The organism is Gracilimonas mengyeensis, from assembly GCF_900182705.1.
GTDB lineage: Bacteria > Bacteroidota > Rhodothermia > Balneolales > Balneolaceae > Gracilimonas > Gracilimonas mengyeensis.
This window is the reverse complement of sequence record NZ_FXTP01000018.1, coordinates 51,161-71,687: the sequence shown is the minus strand read 5'-3', so window position 1 is coordinate 71,687 and position 20,527 is coordinate 51,161. Positions and strand designations below refer to the sequence as shown.

General features: G+C 45.2%; 11 protein-coding genes. 10 read left to right on the top strand and 1 reads right to left on the bottom strand.

Going from position 1 to position 20,527, the window contains the following annotated elements; genetic code table 11:
- Position 1 precedes the first annotated feature (1 nt).
- A complete protein-coding gene (locus FN815_RS17250; protein ID WP_142456064.1) occupies positions 2-1,822 on the top strand; it encodes a M23 family metallopeptidase in 1,821 nt (606 codons plus the stop codon).
- A 110-nt stretch (positions 1,823-1,932) separates the two neighbouring features.
- Here the strand turns inward: FN815_RS17250 and FN815_RS17245 are convergent, their stop codons facing one another.
- A complete protein-coding gene (locus FN815_RS17245; RefSeq protein WP_142456062.1) occupies positions 1,933-2,310 on the bottom strand; it encodes a RidA family protein in 378 nt (125 codons plus the stop codon).
- A 136-nt stretch (positions 2,311-2,446) separates the two neighbouring features.
- On the opposite strand from FN815_RS17245, the gene FN815_RS17240 reads away from it, so the two are divergent.
- The 9 genes from FN815_RS17240 to FN815_RS17200 all read left to right on the top strand — a co-directional run bounded on the left by FN815_RS17240 (position 2,447) and on the right by FN815_RS17200 (position 20,509).
- On the top strand, positions 2,447-3,763 hold the full coding sequence (locus tag FN815_RS17240) for a tetratricopeptide repeat protein (RefSeq protein ID WP_142456060.1): 1,317 nt from the start codon (positions 2,447-2,449) through the stop codon (positions 3,761-3,763).
- A gap of 25 nt (positions 3,764-3,788) precedes the next feature.
- On the top strand, positions 3,789-4,988 hold the full coding sequence (locus FN815_RS17235) for a tetratricopeptide repeat protein (RefSeq protein WP_142456058.1): 1,200 nt from the start codon (positions 3,789-3,791) through the stop codon (positions 4,986-4,988).
- Between the two features lie 3 nt (positions 4,989-4,991).
- Positions 4,992-6,128: a cystathionine gamma-synthase gene (locus tag FN815_RS17230; protein ID WP_142456056.1), complete on the top strand. Its 1,137-nt coding sequence runs from the start codon at positions 4,992-4,994 to the stop codon at positions 6,126-6,128.
- A 237-nt stretch (positions 6,129-6,365) separates the two neighbouring features.
- Positions 6,366-7,544, top strand: a complete 1,179-nt coding sequence (locus FN815_RS17225) for an acetyl-CoA C-acyltransferase (RefSeq protein WP_142456054.1) — start codon at positions 6,366-6,368, stop codon at positions 7,542-7,544.
- Positions 7,545-7,826: 282 nt separating this feature from the next.
- A complete protein-coding gene (porU, locus tag FN815_RS17220; protein ID WP_142456053.1) occupies positions 7,827-11,717 on the top strand; it encodes a type IX secretion system sortase PorU in 3,891 nt (1,296 codons plus the stop codon).
- 55 nt (positions 11,718-11,772) lie between these two features.
- Positions 11,773-12,927: a type IX secretion system outer membrane channel protein PorV gene (gene porV, locus FN815_RS17215; RefSeq protein WP_142456051.1), complete on the top strand. Its 1,155-nt coding sequence runs from the start codon at positions 11,773-11,775 to the stop codon at positions 12,925-12,927.
- 3 nt (positions 12,928-12,930) lie between these two features.
- Complete coding sequence (locus tag FN815_RS17210) at positions 12,931-16,134, top strand: T9SS-dependent M6-like inactivated metalloprotease (protein WP_142456049.1); 3,204 nt, start codon at positions 12,931-12,933, stop codon at positions 16,132-16,134.
- Entirely contained in the window at positions 16,134-19,490 is a 3,357-nt protein-coding gene (locus tag FN815_RS17205; protein WP_142456047.1) for a TolB-like translocation protein, read from the top strand. Before FN815_RS17210 ends, FN815_RS17205 begins: the two co-directional genes overlap by 1 nt.
- Complete coding sequence (locus FN815_RS17200; RefSeq protein ID WP_142456046.1) at positions 19,487-20,509, top strand: DUF5683 domain-containing protein; 1,023 nt, start codon at positions 19,487-19,489, stop codon at positions 20,507-20,509. The genes FN815_RS17205 and FN815_RS17200 overlap by 4 nt, the downstream gene beginning before the upstream one ends.
- Positions 20,510-20,527: the final 18 nt, after the last annotated feature.

Below are 20,527 nucleotides of genomic sequence, written 5' to 3'. Positions count from 1 at the left end.
CGTGCGGTACATACTGTTATTTCTTGTTTTGATGATGGGCATAAGCCCTGGCACCGTTCAGGCTCAAACCTACCTATGGCCTACTGATTCCGGTCAGTACCTGAGCTCCACTTTCGGCGAAACCCGCTCCCAACATTTTCATGCCGGACTGGATATTAAAACCTGGGGCCAAGAAGGCTACCGTGTTTTTGCATCCCGAAGCGGTCACTTGTACCGACTCCTGGTAACCGAACGTGGCTATGGCAATGCCATTTACCTGAAACACGATGATGGCAGCTACACCGTATATGCGCATCTTCAACGATTTGCGCCGGAGCTCCAGGCCATTGCAGATTCCATTCGCTTGCAGGATTATTCTTTTGAAATGGATGCCACCTTTGATTCCACTGTTGCCACATTTGAGCAGGGCGACCTCATTGGATACACCGGCTCAAGCGGTATCGGACCGCCCCATTTACACTTCGAAGTCCGTGATTCTCTTCAAAATCCTGTAAACGCACTTACTACCAATTTAACTGTTAAGGATGAATTATCCCCTGTTTTCAGTTCTTTGATTGCGGAACCACTTAACAGCGAAAGCCGCATCAATAGCCAGCCGATATCACACTATGCTACTCCCGTAAAGCGGCCTAACGGTGTGTATGATTTTGGAACCATCCGCTTACACGGCAGTACAGGCTTAGCCGTAAACGTGTATGATCGCGCCAATGATGTATACAATGTCTATGCCATTTATTCACTGGCCCTGCTACACAAGAAAGACACCCTATTTTATCAAGAATTGAAGCAGTTTAGTTATGATGAATCCGGGGAAATGTACATCGACCGCATTGCCCCATTTGGCTCTACACGTCGGGGTCATCAGCGGTTGTATGCCAAAGAAGGTGGCGAACACCCTTTTCATCTAAAAGTTACTGACCGTTCAAGAATCTCTGCATCTGATTCAACCGATACATATACCATCATTGCAGCTGATTATTTTGGAAATACATCCAAAGCAAAAATCACGATTAAGCCTAATTCGTCATCAACAACCTCATCGCCTGTAGATTTAAGTCGCCCCATAAGTGATTGGTACTGGCATCAAGACTGGGTATCTCCGGATTTAATGAACACCATCAACCTTAAGAGAACTTCTGCTGGATGGCCCTGGACTGATGATCAACGGCTACTTTTTCGGGATGATACAAATTCAGTGCCCATTTTATTGGCTCGAGTTTACCCTGAATCAAGCAAAAAACTCACTCTGCCCGACCGGCGATTGCAGCTGCGCTTTCCCCGATCCGCATTTTTTGATACGCTTTCTGTTGCAGCTACCTACACCATTGAAGACGAGAAAGCTCACATTTCTGTTCAGCCACAGATGCTGGCCGCCAAGTCGGAATTTGGCATCGCTTTTTATTTGGGAGATCTGGCCAAACCGGGTGAAAATTACCGGCTGTTTCGAAAGCGCCCTTCAGGCTCCTTATCCTATGTTGATTCAAGATTGATTGGACGCACCGTATGGGGATTTCCTTCACAGCTTGGTGAATTTGTGATTCAGGCCGATAATGAAGCTCCGGAAGTATCCAGCTTTAAAATCTATAAAACCGACTATGGGGAATGGAGAGCCCGCGTGCGAGTCAGCGATGAAAAAACAGGCATCAACTCCTCCTCCGCCCGTTTTATCATCAATGGCCAACGGGGCATTGCTGAATATGACTATGAGGAAGAGGTTTTAATATATTACCTGCCTGATTTCACTCCTTCAAATACGAATACAGCCGAGATCTACATCGAAGACCCTGCGGGAAACGCCACCCGCATTCACTTTAAAGAATAAGCATCGGTCAGACTTCGTATTGCTCATATTATCGGGACTGAGTTTTACATAAAAAAGCCACTTCTACCTTAAGGTAAAAAGCGGCTTTAAAGACTTGTTAAGTTCCTTCTTTATATATGTGCAATACAACTGATTTCAACCAGCACATTTTTCGGAAGGGTTTTAACTGCTACCGTTTCGCGGGCGGGCGGGTCGCTCTCAAACTTTGCCCCGTATACTTCATTAACGGCCGCGAAATCATCCATATCTGCAAGAAAAATGGAACACTTAAGCACCTTTGAAAAATCAGAGCCGGCCTCTTCCAATACCGCTTTTAAGTTTTTCATAACCAAAGCCGTTTGTTCGGCGGCGGTTTCGCCCACAACTTCCATAGTATCTGGATTAAGGGGTATTTGCCCCGAGCAATAGAGTACGCCATTGTATGAAACTGCCTGACTGTAAGGGCCAATAGCAGCTGGAGCTGAATTTGTAGAATGTATTTTTTTCATGTTGATATTCATTAAAAATTAATGTGATAAGCTATATTTAGCTTATCTGCGAATAAATTGCAGGTAGTACCACATATGATTATTTTTGACAACATATAAATTTGATCTGATTTCAACCAAATTCAATACCACTAAAATGAAACATCACCTAAGCAAGTTATTAGCTGCCTTCCTTATTGTTGGGGTTCTGGCCAGTTGTGAATCATCTGACCCTCTGATTTCGGAAGCACAAAAAAATATTTATACCCAAAACTATGATGAAGCTATCGCCATGTTGGATAGCTCCATCGCTACCAATCCCAATAGCGGATTGCCTTATTACTACAAAGCTCTCGCATATTCTGAAAAAGCGCTGAGTTTTGATGACCCTGCTGAGCGCAAGCCTCCTTACAAAAACTTCCGGGAATCTATTGTAACTGCCCGTGAGCTTTTTGCTGGTATGGAAGAAACCCCCGACGTTGCCGGCGATGTTAACAACCTGATCCTGAATACCTGGGGTGTTGAACACAACGCTGCTATCGAATATGCCACCGATGATAGTGTAGCCGCTACGGTTGAACAACCGCTCAAGCTTGCTATTAATCACTTGGAAAATGCTATTATTGTAAACCCTGACAGTACGCTTTCTTATGATGTACTTAGCCAGGTTTACTATATGGATAACAACCTCCAGGGAGCAGCCAATGCTCTTAACCAAAGCATGGACCTGAAGAACCCTCCACCAGCTGCTGATTACGAACGACTCTCTGCCTACTATGCCAACCTCAACAAGGTAGATTCTTCGGTTGTAGTGTTGGAAGAAGGCATGGAAATTTATCCTGACAGTGTAAGTTTGGTACAGCGTCTGGCCGACTCATACATGCAAGCAGGAGATCGAGACCGATCTATTGAATTGATTCAAACACTGATCGAAACAGATCCAAGCAATCCACAGTATCGATTGGCTCTGGGTACACAGTTATTGCAGGCTACTTCTGAAATTTCTGAACAGGTAAGCGATAATTACGATCGCATTTACGAATTGCAACAAGAAGCACGTGGCGCCTCTGGACAAGCTAAAGAAGCCCTTAACGAGGAAATTGCTGAGCTTGAAACTGAAACTGCCGCTCTTGAAGCTGAAATCGCTGAACTCAGCACGTTAGCTGAAGAAGAACTTACTGAAGTTATAGAGCTTCGTCCTAACGACGATACCGCTTATAATGCGCTCGGTATCATCTACCAAAACAAATCTGCCGCATTGTTTGACAAGCGTAACTTTACGACCGATAATCAGAAAGCTGCTGAATATGATGAAATGGCTAAAGAAGAACTCACCAAAGCCATGGAATATTACGAGCAAGCGGCTGAGTTAGATCCTGACAATACTCAGTACTGGCAAACACTTTCTCGTATCTACGTAACACTGGATATGCCTGAGAAAGCACAAGAAGCCATGGAAAAAGCAGGAATGTAACATCAGATCATCTGCATTCAACATTATGAATAAACTTAAAAAATCATTTTTTACCCGGCTAACAGGCTTACTTCTGGTAGCCGGGTTTTTTTATTCTTGCAGTACCACTCAACCCAGTGTTGATCAGCTGCTGAATAACAAAAACTATCAACAGGCACTCACATCCATTAATAACCAACTGGCGGAAGATCCGGCCCAACCGGATTTATACATCCAAAAGGCAAAAATTCATGCTATCCTGGCCCGGGATAATGATCCTGAAGTGCGAGCAGAATATTATGAGTCTGCCGTTGAAAGTTTTAATGCCGCCGGGGACTATCAACCAACAACCCGCCAACAAAACCAAATTGACAGCTTACGCCAGCAGTACTGGAAGTTTGAACACAACCTTGGGCTTCAAGCATCCGAAAATGAAGAGCTCGATGAACATTTTCAGCGGGCAACCATTCACTTTCAGAATGCTTTAATACTTCAAAGCGATGCCGTGAGCACTTATAAAAGTCTGGCTATCACCCAATTTAAAATGGGAGAACTCGATGTAGCTATAGCTACGTACCGGCGAGCATTGAGCGCAAGTGATAATCCACCTCCCCAGCTATATGAGAACCTGGGCTACCTTTATCTTGAAAAAGGCGATCCCGAACAGGCAGCCTATTATTATGAGCTGGCCAATAAAAGCCTGGAAAATGACCTCAATACTGCCTTTGGCTTAATCAATGCTTACGTCTCCAATGGCAATCATACGGAAGCTGTTGAGATATTAAAGCCACTGGTTGAAGAAAATCCAGACAATGCCGGTCTTAGGAATGTTTATGGAACACAGCTCTATGAAATCACCGAGATTGTTATTGGTGACTTGAAAGCAGCTTACCGAGCTCAGGACAGCGCTTTAGTTAGCCAACTTCGTTTTGAAGCCGAAGGCACTGGTGAACAAGCCGAACAGCAGCTCATTGAGGCTTTCAGAAGAGATACCGCCAATGTTAATTACCTGGAAAGTCTGGCTGTGTTTTACAACAATTTGTCTGCTCAGTACTTATCCCTTCAAAAAGTAGTTTTCTCGGAAGACCTACCTGAAATACGAAGTAAAGCCTATACGTTAATTGACTTCGCCATTGATTACTATGAAAAACTAAGCGATGCCAATCCTGACAATGAACAATACCAGGCTAAACTGAGTACCCTGGAAAATTTAAAAGCGCAAAACTCCGCCTCCCCTAACAACTGATTTATGAAATTTAATACCAAAGCCATCCACGCCGGACAAGAACCTGAAGAAACATCCGGCGCGGTGATGCCTCCTATTTTTCAAACCTCAACCTACAAACAAGAAGCTCCTAACAAACACAAGGGCTACGATTACGCCCGCGTGGGTAATCCTACCCGAACTGCCCTGGAAAAAATGATTGCCGGACTGGAAGGAGCCAATGAAGCCGCTGTATTTTCAAGTGGTGTGGCGGCAATGGATGCCATCATGAAGATGCTCCGTCCCGGCGATCATGTGATTACTACCAATGATCTATATGGTGGATCATATCGTTTATTCACCAAAGTGTTTGAGCCCTACGGCATTGATTTTTCTTTTGTGGATATGCGGGAGCTTGATGAGGTGAAGAATGCTATCATCCCGAAAACGCGGCTCATGTGGATTGAAACCCCAACCAATCCCCTTCTGCGTTTGGTAGACATTAAAGCCCTTTCTGAAATTGCCAAAGAAAAGGAAATCCTTACCGTAGTAGATAACACCTTTGCGTCTCCCTATCTGCAGCGCCCGCTTGAACTCGGTGCTGACGCCGTGATGCACTCGGCCACCAAATACCTGGGCGGTCACTCCGATGTGATCCAGGGTGCAGTAGCCAGTTCGAACCAGGAGATTATGGAAAACCTCCGCTTTCAAACCAAGACATCGGGAGCCGTTCCCGGGCCTATGGATTGTTACCTGACCCTGAGAGGCATTAAGACACTGCATGTTCGCGTACAACGCTCCGTAGACAATGCAAAGAAAATCGCTGAATTCCTTGAGAATCATCCAAAAGTTGATGTGGTGAATTATCCCGGTCTGAAATCTCACCCGCAGCACGAGCTCGCCAAAAAACAGATGGATGATTTTGGGGCCATGCTTTCTTTCAGTTTGAAGGATGACTCTATCGAGGCGGCTGAAAAGTTCATGCAGAACACAAAGATTTTTACTCTGGCTGAAAGTCTTGGCGGTGTGGAATCACTAATCAGCCACCCGGCTTCCATGACCCACGGCTCCATCCCGAAAGAAGTCCGTGAAAAAGTAGGTTTGAAAGATTCGTTGATTCGAATCTCGGTAGGTATTGAAGATGCCGATGACCTGCTCGATGACTTAAAACAGGCCTTTTAATTACTTTCTTACCTAATACCTCAAACCCTCCAAGGGTTCAAAACCCTTGGAGGGTTGATTTTAAAACTTCCCTCCTCAATAACGCATCCAGTTTTTCCTTATACATTTTTTAAACTAATACTGCCGGAATTCCCTTCTTTCCGATATCATCATTGCAAGTACTTTATTATCTTTTCAACGCTTAGAAAAGCGCTTACAATACTTACATTTTATTAATCTAAAAAAATAGTCAGAATCATGCGAGACGTAGTCATAGTGGCAGCAAAACGAACACCCATGGGCGGCTTTGGCGGCAGCCTTTCCTCCTTCAGCGCCCCGGATTTGGGAGCTGCAGCCATCAGGGAAATCACCAAAGCGGGCGGCATCAAACCCGATGATATTCAAGAAGTGGTGATGGGCAATGTTTTATCAGCAGGAATTGGACAAGCCCCGGCCCGTCAGGCAGCACTCAAGGCAGGTTTACACGAACGCACTCCGGCTACCACTGTGAACAAAGTATGTGCTTCCGGGATGAAAGCTATTATGATAGCGGCCGATCAAATTCGTCTTGGTCAAGCTGATATCATAGCAGCCGGTGGTATGGAAAGCATGAGTAACGTACCCTACTACCTCCCCAAGCAACGCTTTGGTGCCAAATACGGTCATGTAGAAGCGCAGGACGGCATTGTAAAAGACGGTCTTTGGGATGTATACAACAATTACCTGATGGGTAATGCCGGTGATTTGTGCGCCCGCGAATGCAACATCAGTCGGGAAGAGCAAGATGAATATGCCATTACTTCTTATAAGCGAGCTATTGAGGCTACAGAGAAGGGTTATTTTGAGGATGAGATCATCCGCATGAAGGTGAAAGACCGAAAGGGTAACGTTAGTGAAGTGACCAAAGATGAAGAACTCGATAAAGTTCGCTTTGACAAAATTCCGAATCTACGACCCGTTTTTGATAAAGAAGGTACCGTAACGGCTGCCAATGCCTCTAGTATCAATGATGGCGCGGCGGCCGTATTGGTGATGAGTGCCGAAAAAGCCAACGAGCTTGGGCTGAAACCCCTGGCAAAAATTCTCAGTCATGGCAGCGCAGCCAAAGCACCGGAATGGTTTACTACAGCTCCTGCCGATGCCATCCCCATCGCACTCAAAAGAGCGGGTTTAAGCAAAGATGACATCGACCTATTTGAAATTAATGAAGCTTTCTCGGTAGTTGCTCTTGCGAACAACCAGATCCTGGAGCTGGATCCTGAAAAAGTAAACATTCACGGGGGAGCCGTAAGTATCGGTCACCCGCTGGGTTGTTCAGGTGCTCGTATTATTGTGACTTTACTACATGCACTGCGCCGAACAAACGGCAAATACGGATGTGCCGGCATTTGTAACGGGGGAGGCGGAGCATCCTCTTTAGTTATAGAAATGCTGTAATTAAGTAAAACAACTTAAAAAGAGCCTGTATAAAAACAGGCTTTTTTTTATTGACATTATTCGCTTACTAAGCTATTATATATGCGACCTGAAAACCAAACACAGCACACTATAGAGAAGACTCGTTACTATTCATTCGACAACGACAAATAAATAACAAAGAGTACAGGCTGTACTTATCTTTTAACAGGTCCCTTAATCCAAGAAGTACTATAGATATATAGAAAAACTGCTACTAAACCATCGCGCTTAACGCGTAAATTGTAAACCATAAATTTTCATATGCTTACCAAACTGCTAAAAGGTAGTTTGCTTTGCTTATTGTTTGCGTATGGGGTGCAAGCCCAGCAAGTGAAAGTAGTAGCAGAAACAGATACTTTTACGGATTATGAATTTCTTAATCCCAATCAGGAAATTCTATCTCCGCACGCCCTTACTATACCTGTTAGCGGCGGCTCTCCCCAATTCCAGATTTTGGAACAAAAAGTATCTACGCTCCCGGAAGTTATTTCGCAGGAAAAAGCTGCTGTTATGGCATTGGCAGATGATAACACTCCGCTTATTGAAACGTCTGCACCAGGCGTTTACCGTGGGAAAAGGGTCAGCCCATCCCAAATCCATATTGCCCGGGTTGGTGAGAACAGTACTAAAGTACTTACTTCCCTTAAATTACGTGTATACAAACAAGGAGAACGGGTATTACCACGTAAAGCAAACTCCGGAACAGAAACAGAGGGTCTCTTTGAAACCGGAACCTGGTACAAAATTCCCATTACCAAAAACTCTATTTACGAAATTGACGCAGACTACCTGGAAGAACTGGGAGTAGAAGTCTCATCTATTGATCCACAGAATATCCAGATATGGGGCAATGGCGGATACCCCCTACCCGAAGTAAACGATGCCCCAAAACCTGTATTCAAACAGATTCCTATCCTTGTAGAAGGGCAGTCTGACAATTCTTTTGACAGCGGAGACCGAATTATCTTTTATGCTAATTCTCCGGATAAAGTAGAACGCGATGTCGCAGGTAACTTCAGCCACCAGGTGCATCCTTACAGTAATGAAAACTATGTATTTCTTACGATCGGTTCAGAAAGCGGTGAACGCCTCTCCCCGGTAAATAACAATCTGGCGGCACCTTCCTCTACCATTAATACTTTCACTGATTTTATCTGGAAAGAGGAGGAATTATACCGCGCCGAAGAGCGCCACAAATCTGGCCGCGACTGGCTGGGACAACGCTTTCCTGCTTCAAGCAATGGCGTTTGGAACACTATTTTGCGTGATACCCTGCCCGGCATTACTCCCAGTCAGGTTGTAAAAATTGAAGGAGAATTGGTGAGCCGTTCTTCTAACAGCAGCTCTTTTGATGTACGGATGAATAATTCTTCTACGAGCAGCAGTATATATTTCACCAGGATAGACTATAACGAATCGACTGGAGAAAGTGCCGAATCACTCCGTTTTAATACTTCTTCAAGTGTTTTAAACGGAAATCAGATTGAATTAGAAGCCCGTTACCGGCACAGTGATCCAAATTCAACCGGCTTTGTAAACTGGTTACGGATTACCCTAAACCGCCGACTGCAAGCCAAAAATAACCGTTTGTTCTTTTTCACTTCGTACAACGGTTCTGATAATGAAATTGCCCGGTATCAACTTACCGGTTTTTCGGAAGAGCCTACTGTGATGGACGTTACTGATGTCACAAGCCCCAAACTGCTTTCTGTATCGGCTTCAGGCAATAGTTATAATCTTAATTACTACACCGGACCCAACCTGCAAATTATGGCTCAGTCTGGGTATTCTACTCCTGCAATGGGAGAGTCTATTGAATCCCAAAACATTCAAGCCATAGCCGGTTATCCCGAATACCTAATCATCACTTCAGAGTCTTTCCGCGACTATGCCGAAGACTTGGCTGGATACCGTGAACAACAGGATGGACTGTCTTCACTGATTGTAACCCAGGAACAAATCCTGAATGAATTTTCCAACGGCGTTTCTGATCCTACCGCTATTCGAAATTATGTGAAGTTTTTATACGACCGGGCCCTGCAAAACGGACAGGAACCGCCCCGGTATCTATTGCTATTTGGAGATACCACCTTTGATTACAAGAATATCATTGAAGACAGCTATACCAATTATCTCCTGACCTATCAAACAGAAGAATCCTTGCACCGAACTCAGTCCTTTGGAACGGACGATTATCTAGGTTTTCTTGATGATAACGAGGGAGATATTGATGGATCAACGACACCATCCTCCCATCTAATTGATATTGGTATTGGGCGCATATCAGCCCAAACCGAGACAGAAGCCCGTATAGCAATTGATAAAATTAAGCGATACGAGAACCCGGAAAACAATGGTGACTGGCAGAACATTTTTACTTTTGCAGCCGATGACGACCTCCCTGAGCCTGACGTTAATCGTGATGAACATACTTACAATGCAGATGTTACCTCTCGAAGACTACAAATTGTAGAACCAGGTATCCGAATTAACAAGATCTATGAATTCAATTATCCTGAAGAAATTACTGGTTCAGGGCGACAAATTCCGGGAGCCACGGATGCATTTATTAATTCTTTCAATAACGGAACCTTAGTACTTAACTATTCCGGACATGGGAATGAACAAACTCTATCTGATGAAAATCTATTTCATATTAATGACATACCTCGACTGAATAACAGGGATAAATTGGCAGTATTGGTCACCGCCACTTGTCAGTTTGGTCGATATGATGATATTGACGTCCAATCAGGAGCAGAACAATTATTTTTTGCAGAAAATGGAGGAGCTATTGCTGCATTTACTACCACTCGAGTGGTCTATACAAGTGTAAGGGAAAGTTCAAATAATAATTTTGCTCTTAACATCGCAATGTCCCAACGCATTACAGAGCGTAATCCGGATGGTTCTCCTCAAAGAATGGGAGATATAATAAAAAACACGAAAAATTCAATCATATCCGGAAACCGTATAATTTCTAGCGACAATAATAAAAAATTCATCCTTATTGGTGATCCAGCTGGCAAGTTCAAATTGCCTGAAAATCGTATACGCCTCAGCCAGATTAATGACCAAAACTCAGATACAGGTATGGTTACTATTCAAGCTCTGGATCAAGTGAATTTGAGTGGTGAAATCACCTCTCCTTCTGGTCAGTTGCTTTCAGACTACAATGGCGAGGCGACTATTACGGTATTTGATGCTCCTCGGGAAGTAAACCTGCCCACCGACCGCGATTGGGTAAGGGAAGACCGCTGTGTTTTAGATGAATGCAGTTACCAAGTTGAAAACGACATTATTTTTAAAGGAAAGGCGGGCGTCGAGAACGGGCGTTTTTCCAGCACCTTTGTAGTACCCAAGGATATCAGCTTTTCGGAAGAAACCGGGCGCATCGTTTTTTATGCCGAAGGTACCGAAAACACCGCGGGCGGTTCTTTTACCAACGTACAGTTTAACGGCATTAATGAAGACGCCGAGAACGACGGACAAGGCCCCGAGATGGATGTATTTCTTAACGACGAGCGTTTTGTGAATGGAAACCTCGTCAACAGTTCACCAACACTAATTATTGAGCTTGAAGATCAATCAGGCATAAACACTACAGGAACAGGAGTAGGACATGAAATAATTGCTACTATCGATACCAAACCACAACAGTCATTTGTTCTCAACGATTTTTATGAGGGCAGTCTTAATGATTTCACGCGGGGGCGTATCGAGTACCCTCTGGACCAGCTTCCGGAAGGTAGTTATACCCTTACTGCTCGGGCGTGGGATGTGCATAATAATCCTTCAGAGAAAGAAATTTTCTTTGAAGTAAAATCGAATGAGGAGTTATCCGTTAGAAACGTGTTTAATTTCCCGAATCCGATGAATGATGCCACCCGTTTTACCTTCGAGCACAATCAGCCCGGCACCCCACTGGATGTATCCATCCGGATTTACACCTTAAGTGGCAAGCCGGTACAGCAAATTCAAGAATCACTCATAACTACAAGTTCTTATGCCAGTATTTCATGGGATGGCCGTGACCGGGATTATGATCGCCTGGGTAACGGTACTTATATTTATGTGCTTCGGGTTGCAGCAAATACCCCGAAAGGAAGACAATCAACAGAACAAATCGAAAAGCTCGTGATTATTCGATAGTCACAATATTTAAACCGGAATCTTTTATATTCATTCTTTTAAATCAGCAGTAACTATGAAACGAACAGTAGCCATTATTGCGGCCGCCATTGTATTTATGTGGCCCGCTTTTTCTAACGCACAAGTTGCCATTACGGCCGTGCCTTTTCTCCAGATTGAACCAGATTCAAGAGGGGCAGGTATGGGGAACACCGGTGTGGCCATTGCAGACAATGCCTCCGCTCTATACTGGAACCCAGCCGGTTTAGCTTTTCAAAAAGGCGGAAACCAGGCTAGTATCACCCACTCCAACTGGTTGGCCAACTTTAATGTAGATGACCTTTTCTACGATTACCTGGTAGGCCGCTATTATGTGGAAGGGATTGGTACTTTTGGTGCCCACATCACCTTCCTGAACCTGGGTGAACAAGCCGAAACCCGGGAAGACAGCCCGGAAATCATCTCCCGCTTCCAAAGTTATGAAGTAGCCGTGGGTGGTTCTTACGGATATGAGGTGAGTGATAATTTTGCTGTTGGTACCAGCCTGAGACTTATTTATTCCAGTTTGGCCAGCGGAACCACGATTAGTGCCCAGAAAGTAAATCCCGGTAGTAGTGTTGCCGTTGACCTTTCTTTCTTATACCGCACTGATCCTTTTGATTTAGGTGGCAGAAACGCTCGTTTCAGCTTTGGTACCAACCTGGCGAACCTCGGTCCTGGTATCCAATACACCGATAATGCCCAAAAAGATCCGTTGCCAACTACCCTGCGCTTCGGCTGGGCTTTTGATATTGATTTGGATGATGAAGGCATCAACCGCCTGACCATTGCCAACGATATTTCTAAAGTAATGGCACGTACTACGCCAAAATATACCGAGAACCCAGATGGCTCCACCGATACTACACGTGTTGCTGCAGGTCCTATTGAAGCCCTGTTTAAATCATGGGATAGCTTCACCCGTAATACCGGTGGCGGTAACATGGTAGAAGTAGGCGTACTTCAGCAATTTATGATTGGTGCCGGTTTGGAATACTGGTATAACGATCAATTTGCCCTGCGCAGCGGTTATTACTACGAAGATCCCAACAACGGCGACCGTGAGTATATCACCTTTGGTGCCGGTATCCGCTACAACTTCATAGGCGTAGACTTTAGTTACATTAGGACATTAGAATCTGACCACCCGCTGGCGAATACCCTCCGATTTAGCTTGCTTATCGACTTTTAATACATGCAGAACGTAACGCATTTCATAAAGAGCATGTTAGCTTTTAGCATGCTCTTTCTATTTGGACAACAAGCCACACACGGCCAACAAATACCCATCAAACGTACACATGCCCTCTCGGAACTCTCCGAAGACATGCTACAAACCCGAAGACCTGCTACAGGCGTTTTAAACGTCGTAGCTATTATGGTGGAATTTCAACCGGATAGTAATCGGTTGACTTCAGGAACCGGGATTTTTGGCGAAAACGGAATGGAAGGATTGCCCTACATGAGCAATGCCGAAGATGTCCGTATTGAGCCTCTTCCCCATAACCAGCAGTATTTTGAAGCACACCTCGAGTTTGCTAAAAATTACTACGAGAAATCCTCTGATGGACAGCTCACCCTGAACTACCAGGTGCTGCCCGATGTGTATCAGCTTCCCCGAAAAATGGAGACCTACTCTCCCACCGGTGAGACTTTTACCAATGAAAAAGTAGCGCAACTTGCCCGGGATGCCTGGCAACAAGTAGAGGAAAACGGAGGGTTCGATGCTACCGGACTCAATCCCGAAAACACAGCTTTCGTGATTTTTCACGCCGGTGTGGGCCGCGATATCGAACTTACCGGTACCAGTCTCGATATCACCCCATTTGATATCCCCTCCCTGTATTTAGGAAAGGATAATCTGGGCCGTTTACTGGATCAGCCTGGGTTTAATGGATTTTCTGTTAATGACGGCCAGTTTCGCGTCACCAACTCTATGATCATTCCCCGTACGGAATCACGCCGCGGAGAAGATATCACCGAAACCGAATACGTGTTCTCCCTTTCCATAAATGGGCTGCTGGTGGCTTCTATCGGTAGTCATTTGGGACTCCCTGATCTATTTAATACCGAAACAGGCGATCCCGCAATCGGACGTTTTGGGTTGATGGACGGGGCAGGTTTCTTTGCCTTTAACGGTTTGTTGCCACCTGAGCCTTCTGCCTGGGAGAAAATATACCTGGGTTGGGAAACGCCCTTTGTGATTCAAACCAATGGCGGAGAGCAAGAAATTGAGCTTCCAGCCGGTTCACTGGATGAACCCAACAGTATTGCCAAATACGAACTTTCCAATACCGAATACTTTTTGGTTGAAAACCGTCATCGCGATCCAAATGGCAATGGAGTTACTTTCACAATCCGTCAGCCCGATGGAACCGAGGTTCAGCAAACTTTTACCAATGATGCTGAAGATACCTCGTTTGTCTTCCAGCAAGCGGACTTTGATACCCTTTTACAAGCTGGAACTTTCGTAGATGCCTCAAATTTTGACTTTAGTCTGCCCGGGGGCTTCTTTATTCAAGATAAAAATGACCCTTCCGATGATCGCTTATATAATGGAGGCATTCTGATTTGGCATATTGATGAAGCTATGATTCGTGCTCAATTATCAAACGAGAGAGTAAACGCTGATCCCTGGCGTCGCGGGGTAGACCTGGAAGAAGCTGATGGAGCTCAGAATATCGGACCTGGTATACCAGGTGCTATTAATAACACCGCTTCTTTTGGTACTGAGTTAGATTTTTGGTGGAGTGGAAATGATAGCTATACTCAACTTGAATCAGGACGACGCGTCTCTTTGTATGAAAACCGTTTTGGTCCGGATACTTACCCCGATAATGAAAGCAATTCTGGTGCTCCCTCCTTTTTTGAGTTTTTTGAGTTTTCTGACATCCTGCCGGTAGCATCTTTTAAACTTCGTGAAGTGCAACCGGAGCATGGACTCTTCCGGTCTGGATTTACTGCAGAACTACCAGAAGACAACGATTATTTTACCGGGGATGATGAGTATTATAATTACTATCCCCTTTCTTTAACTACGTATGAAACCGCTACGGATACATTCCTGGTGATACCCAGCCAAAGCGGTGCCTGGGCATACAATCTCAGCCAACCTGAAAGTGCTCCGTATGAGCTTACTGATGTGCCCGTACAGCAACCTTTTATTGGCAATGAGCTGGTACTGGCAGAAAAGCCCTCTGCTGCCTCCGACGAGATCAATGTGGTATCATTGCAATGGAACAGCAGTATGGCAACTTTCGATACTTCCTGGACCGCAACTGCACCTGCCAACCTGGGCTTTTTAAGCTCAAATGATGGCAACACCATTCATCCCGATTTTACCGCAAACGGACTGAATGCCGCGGATGGTAGTATAATAGATTTAGGCAATGCCCCCTTTCAACGATCTGAAGTGATTGGCGGAGAATATGCAGAAGCTGAAAACAACCGCGTTACCTTTACGGCCCTGCCCTCCTTCACTTTCAACCCTCAGAGTACCGAAAACCGACTGTACACAGGTAGCATTCTTTTGGGGAATAGATCCCTGGCTTATGTTTTTGAGAACGACCGCTTTAGCCTGATTGATCCTGAGATGAGTAATCCTGTTTCTGTTTTATTTGAAGAAGAACAGGCAGAATGGCCTGCTATTCTGGATGATGCTCAGGTTTTAAGGGTTGATAAGATCCATAACCGTATTACCGGCGAAAACAAAATTGGAGGGCAGCAAAACTTCACCCCTATTGATGCACCGGATGGTGTCCGGTTTATAGGTTCGCCACTGGTTGCCGATATCAGTGGAGATGCCACAGAATATTCAACCTTAGTGGTTGGTCAAGACAGTTTATCGCTCAACATTTATGCCTATTCCAATCGCGGAAAACTCATGGAGGGATTTCCCTTATATGTGGGCGCTGTAGAATCAGCTGATACCCAACCCATTCATCCGGTTATCTACAATAACCATTTATATGCCCTCAGCCACGATGGAGTTTTAAAATCGTGGACCCTCCCCAACATCACCAACATACAATGGGGAAGCAGATACGGCAATGCAGCCTGGAATAAAGTATCGGCCCGTGTTTTTGCCGACGCTGATAATCAAGCTTCTGATTTCGGGGTGATCAACGGCGATGAAACCTACAACTGGCCCAACCCTGCCACGGACGAAACCAACATCCGGTTTGAAGTGGCCAAGCCTGGTGGAACAGTTGAAATTACGGTGATTACCACCAGTGGACGCATCATTTTTGAAGAACAATTAGATACGCCCGGCGGATACCCGCAGGAAATTCAGGTTAACACCCAGTATTGGGGAAGCGGCGGTTATATTGCCCGAGTGAAAGCTACAGTAAACGGCAAAACAGAAACCAAACTCATTAAAATTGGAGTTGTACACTAATGAGAAAACTATTATTCATCTTTATTGCCGCCGGTTTTTGTTTTAGCTCTCAGCCGGTTTCGGCCCAAACCGACATCGAATTTTATGACTATCCCCAAAACCACCTGGATTGGTTTACCATTGAAAGTGAGAACTTTCTGATTCATTTTCAGGAAGGTAACAGCCGCTCGGCACAGGTAGTTTCTCGTGTTGCGGAGGAAATATATGGCCCTATTACCAGCCTGTACGAATACACGCCCGATGAAAAAGTAAGCATAGTGCTCAAAGACCGCGAAGACTATAGTAACGGTGCCGCGTATTTTTTCGATAACAAAATAGACATCTGGCTGCCCGCCCTCGATACGCCTTTACGCGGTACTCACAACTGGCTGCGTAATGTAATTGCCCACGAGTACGTGCATATCATACAAATTCAAAAGGCCATGAAGCGCGGCCGAAAGATCCCTGCATTTTATCTGCAGTGGCTGGCCTATGAAGACGTGCGCCGCCCCGATGTACTCTATGGCTTTCCGAATGGAATTGTGACCGCTCCGTTTGCCACGGTAAATGTTCCTGCATGGCTGGCCGAAGGAACGGCTCAGTATCAAACCGCAGGCCTGTTATATGAAACCTGGGACAGCCATCGAGATATGATTCTGCGCACCCGAATTTTGAATGACACCTATTTTTCACTGAATGAGATGGGCTCTTTCACTTCTAAAACCAGCCTGGAACGTGAAACGGTCTACAACCAGGGCTATGCTTTTGTGATATACCTGGCCAGCCGTTTTGGCGATGATGTGTTACGTGAAATAAGCGAAGCACTCGGCACCAGGGGAGTTTATCGTGTTTCTGAGGCTATTGAAATGGCTACAGGCGTCAACGGTTACGAGGTTTTTGACGACTGGATTGCCGAACGCAAAGCATTTTATGCGGATGCCGTCGCCCCCATCACCCCCACCGAAACGGATACTGTAGAACCCTTGGGATTCTATAATTTCTATCCGCAGCTCTCTCCAGATCAGTCTAAACTGGCGTACCTGTCTAACAAATTCCTCGATTTTGGTTTGTTATCACTTTATTTGGTTGATGCCAATGGGGATTCCACCGAGGTAGCCGTAGTGGATGACATGCAGTATCGCTCATCCCATAATCACGCTACTTCATTTGAACCCAAGATTACTTTTCTCGAAACAACATTTTCGTTTTCTCCCGATGGAAATCAGATTGCCTATGCCATCAACAAGAAAAATAAGTATGGCGAGCATTACCGCGACATTTTTCTTTATGACATAGATAAAGACGAAAGTACACGCCTCACCAACAGTGCCCGTATTCAATCACCTGCGTGGAGCAATGGCGGAGAACAAATTGCGGCTATTCAGTTTAATGAAGGTACACAGAACCTTGTAATACTTAATCCGGATCAGCCCGATTCCGTTACTCAACTCACTGATTACGGACATGGCGAAACAATCTTTACTCCAGCCTGGAGTAAGGACGATTCAAAGATCTATTTTGCCTCGGCAAGCCTGACTAATCGCAACATTTATATCTATGATATAGAATCAGGCGAGATTAATGCCCTGCTTGAAGATGAATACATCGACTACCGTGATCCGCGTATGGGACCCGATGGAAAATACCTTTATTACTCCTCCAACCCGGATGGCATTTTTAATATTTACCGGATGAACCTGGAAAGCGGCGACACTCAGAAACTGACCAGCGTACTTGGCGGCGCTTTTATGCCCTACATTGGAGACAATGGGCTTTTGTATTACTCAGAGTATCAAAAAGGAGGATACAAGATTAAATCCTCCACTCTGGATGAACTTTTGGCACAAAATACCTCAGGTTCATACAGCCCAAATATTCCTGAAGGCTATCAAAATACTTCCGAAGAAATGGCTAAAATCGAAGAGCTCAACGATTTTGACGATGCCGATATCGAGCCTTTTGATGAAAAAGCCATGGCCGTAGCCGATACCGGCAACTATTATTTTGACCTGGAAACCAAAGGGTCACCCGATCAGCGTCGCTTTAGCGAATACACCGATACCTACTCCGGTTTCAGCATTTTCCCCGTATTGCGTTTCGACAATTATACCAAGAAGAACGGCAGTAATGGCACACTCATCAAAAACGGAGACATTGGAGGGCTGGGGGAGAATTTGCTCAGGGATGTAAAACCCGGCCTGTATTTTTCCTCCCGGGACGTAATCGACAAGCTGAGTTTATTTGGCGGGTTGATGGTAGGGGTAGGCTCACAGCCTGCCGAAAGCATTGGCGGCTTCTTCCGCCCCGATCGCTTGATAGGTTTAGACCGCGATGCTTTCCTGATCGTGGAACACCGCGGTTTGCCTTTTATCGAGCGTAGCTGGTCGCCGACTGTAGCTCTTGAGCTGTACAATATGACCCGAAATGTATCCAATGGACTGACCATTGAGGAGTTCCCCTGCACCTCATGCCTGCCCGATACGGTAAACACCGACATCAAATACGACATTTGGGAAGCCGGACTTTTCCTGAGAAGTAAACTAAGCCGCCGAAGCATGCTTGAACTTGGGGTAACTTACAGCCCATATCGTGTTTCTACCGAGAATTTTTATTCCAGAGAACTGAAGCAAGATGTTCCGGGTGAATCCTCGCAGTATTTCAGAGGAACTACCTTCTCGGCGGCCTACAATTTTGATTATTACATGTACTCTAACGACGCCGACATTGCCCCGCTGGGTTTAAAAGGCTATGTACGTTATCAGTATCAACCCTCTAAATTACTGGAAGAATACGAGATCAAAGAGGGTACACTCTCACCGGTCTATAAAACGTCCAACAATCATTCAGCCGAAATACACATGCGGTATGGGTTTAAAACATTTGGCAATCAATCCTTCCAGGCGCGCATACGTGGATTCAATTATTTCAACAGCCCCGGTGATTCCTTTTACTCGGATTATGTAGGCGGCTTTTTGGGCATGCGGAGCTATCCTTACTTTGCACTGGCCGGAAGTACCACTGGCTTTACCAGCTTGTCTTGGTTCACTCCTATTTTCAGGAATATCAACAAACAGGCCGGCCCTTATACCATCGACAAGCTTTTTGCACGCTTCTTTTTTGAGACCGGAAATGGTTGGCGTAGCCCTTATGAAACAGGCAACAATTTAAAATCAGGTATTGGAGCTGAACTTCGCCTGGCCGTGAATGGATTTTACCTTTTTCCACTCAAGCTATTTGTGAGTGGATCTTATGGACTCAACCGTTTTACTCTGACTTTGCCGGATGAATACATCACCAACTCTCAGGATAATAAAGTAACCTATGGGCGAGAGATTTTGTTTCACTTTGGCATCACCTTTGACTTTGAACTGCTATGATACGATTCACACTGATCTTACTGTCAACGCTCTGGGCCTGTAGCTCCATACAAGCTCAAAACCTGAGTGCATTTCAAAACGAGATTTTTAAACAGGAAGAGTCTTCCTCTCCAGAAAAACCTAAAGAACTGGACATCTCAGATTTTAGGTACCAGGGAAGTTATGCTTCCTCTTCTTCGGTCTTAAGTCTTCCGAGAGAAAAAGCCGGTGCTGCTTTTTTGGCATCTGCACTGGTTCCGGGCTCAGGTCAAGCCTTCAATAAAAAATGGGTGCGAGCCGGACTTTATTTTACCGCAGAAGTTCTCGGCATTGTTTATTACCTGGACCGCAATGCCACCGCCCGCCGGCAAGAAAAAAATTATGAGGAATTCACGCATCAAAACTGGAGCGTGATGGCTTATGCTCAATGGCTGGTTCGTTATTCGGATGCCAACAATCTTAGCCAGCCCCAGCTGGATCAACTTCGCAACATGGTATTTGAAAACGGACGCCCCCTTAACCCAACCTGGGGAAATACCCCGGCCGACTGGCAGAAGGTCAATATTTCTGTGTTACACACGGTAGAAAATAACACCCCCTTTATTTTAGATACTCCTGCTGGTTGCTGGGATAATGATCCCCCGGATTGCAATCGCCGTAGCAACTTTTCGCACACGCTCCCCCAATATGGTTCTCAGCAGTATTATGAGCTCATAAGTAAATATTATCAGTACCAGTCGGGGTGGAGAGACTGGTACGGCAATGTAACCACGGCCGAAAACCAGGATGCACCTGCTCTTTATCAATACATGTGGAACGGCCGGGATGAACCCAACGGACTTTTTTACACTGGGCGCGACCGGGCCGAAGAGTTTAACGACAATTACCGAATCGCAGGGAACATTCTTAAGTTATTGGTAGTAAATCATGTTGTCTCGGCCTTTGATGCCTTTATTACAGTAAAGCTGAAAAACAGCCGCATTGAAACCCAAGCCAACCTGTTGCAAATGGAACAGGTATCTCTGACTTGGCACTTTTAACCTGTACTTACTTCCTGT

Bases quoted from the DNA above. Each gene is read 5' to 3' on its own strand.
- FN815_RS17205 (WP_142456047.1), top strand. From the start codon at position 16,134: ATGAGAAAACTATTATTCATCTTTATTGCCGCCGGTTTTTGTTTTAGC.
- FN815_RS17240 (WP_142456060.1), top strand. From the start codon at position 2,447: ATGAAACATCACCTAAGCAAGTTATTAGCTGCCTTCCTTATTGTTGGG.
- FN815_RS17245 (WP_142456062.1), bottom strand. From the start codon at position 2,310: ATGAAAAAAATACATTCTACAAATTCAGCTCCAGCTGCTATTGGCCCT.
- porV (WP_142456051.1), top strand. From the start codon at position 11,773: ATGAAACGAACAGTAGCCATTATTGCGGCCGCCATTGTATTTATGTGG.
- FN815_RS17225 (WP_142456054.1), top strand. From the start codon at position 6,366: ATGCGAGACGTAGTCATAGTGGCAGCAAAACGAACACCCATGGGCGGC.
- FN815_RS17210 (WP_142456049.1), top strand. From the start codon at position 12,931: ATGCAGAACGTAACGCATTTCATAAAGAGCATGTTAGCTTTTAGCATG.
- FN815_RS17200 (WP_142456046.1), top strand. From the start codon at position 19,487: ATGATACGATTCACACTGATCTTACTGTCAACGCTCTGGGCCTGTAGC.
- porU (WP_142456053.1), top strand. From the start codon at position 7,827: ATGCTTACCAAACTGCTAAAAGGTAGTTTGCTTTGCTTATTGTTTGCG.
- FN815_RS17230 (WP_142456056.1), top strand. From the start codon at position 4,992: ATGAAATTTAATACCAAAGCCATCCACGCCGGACAAGAACCTGAAGAA.
- FN815_RS17235 (WP_142456058.1), top strand. From the start codon at position 3,789: ATGAATAAACTTAAAAAATCATTTTTTACCCGGCTAACAGGCTTACTT.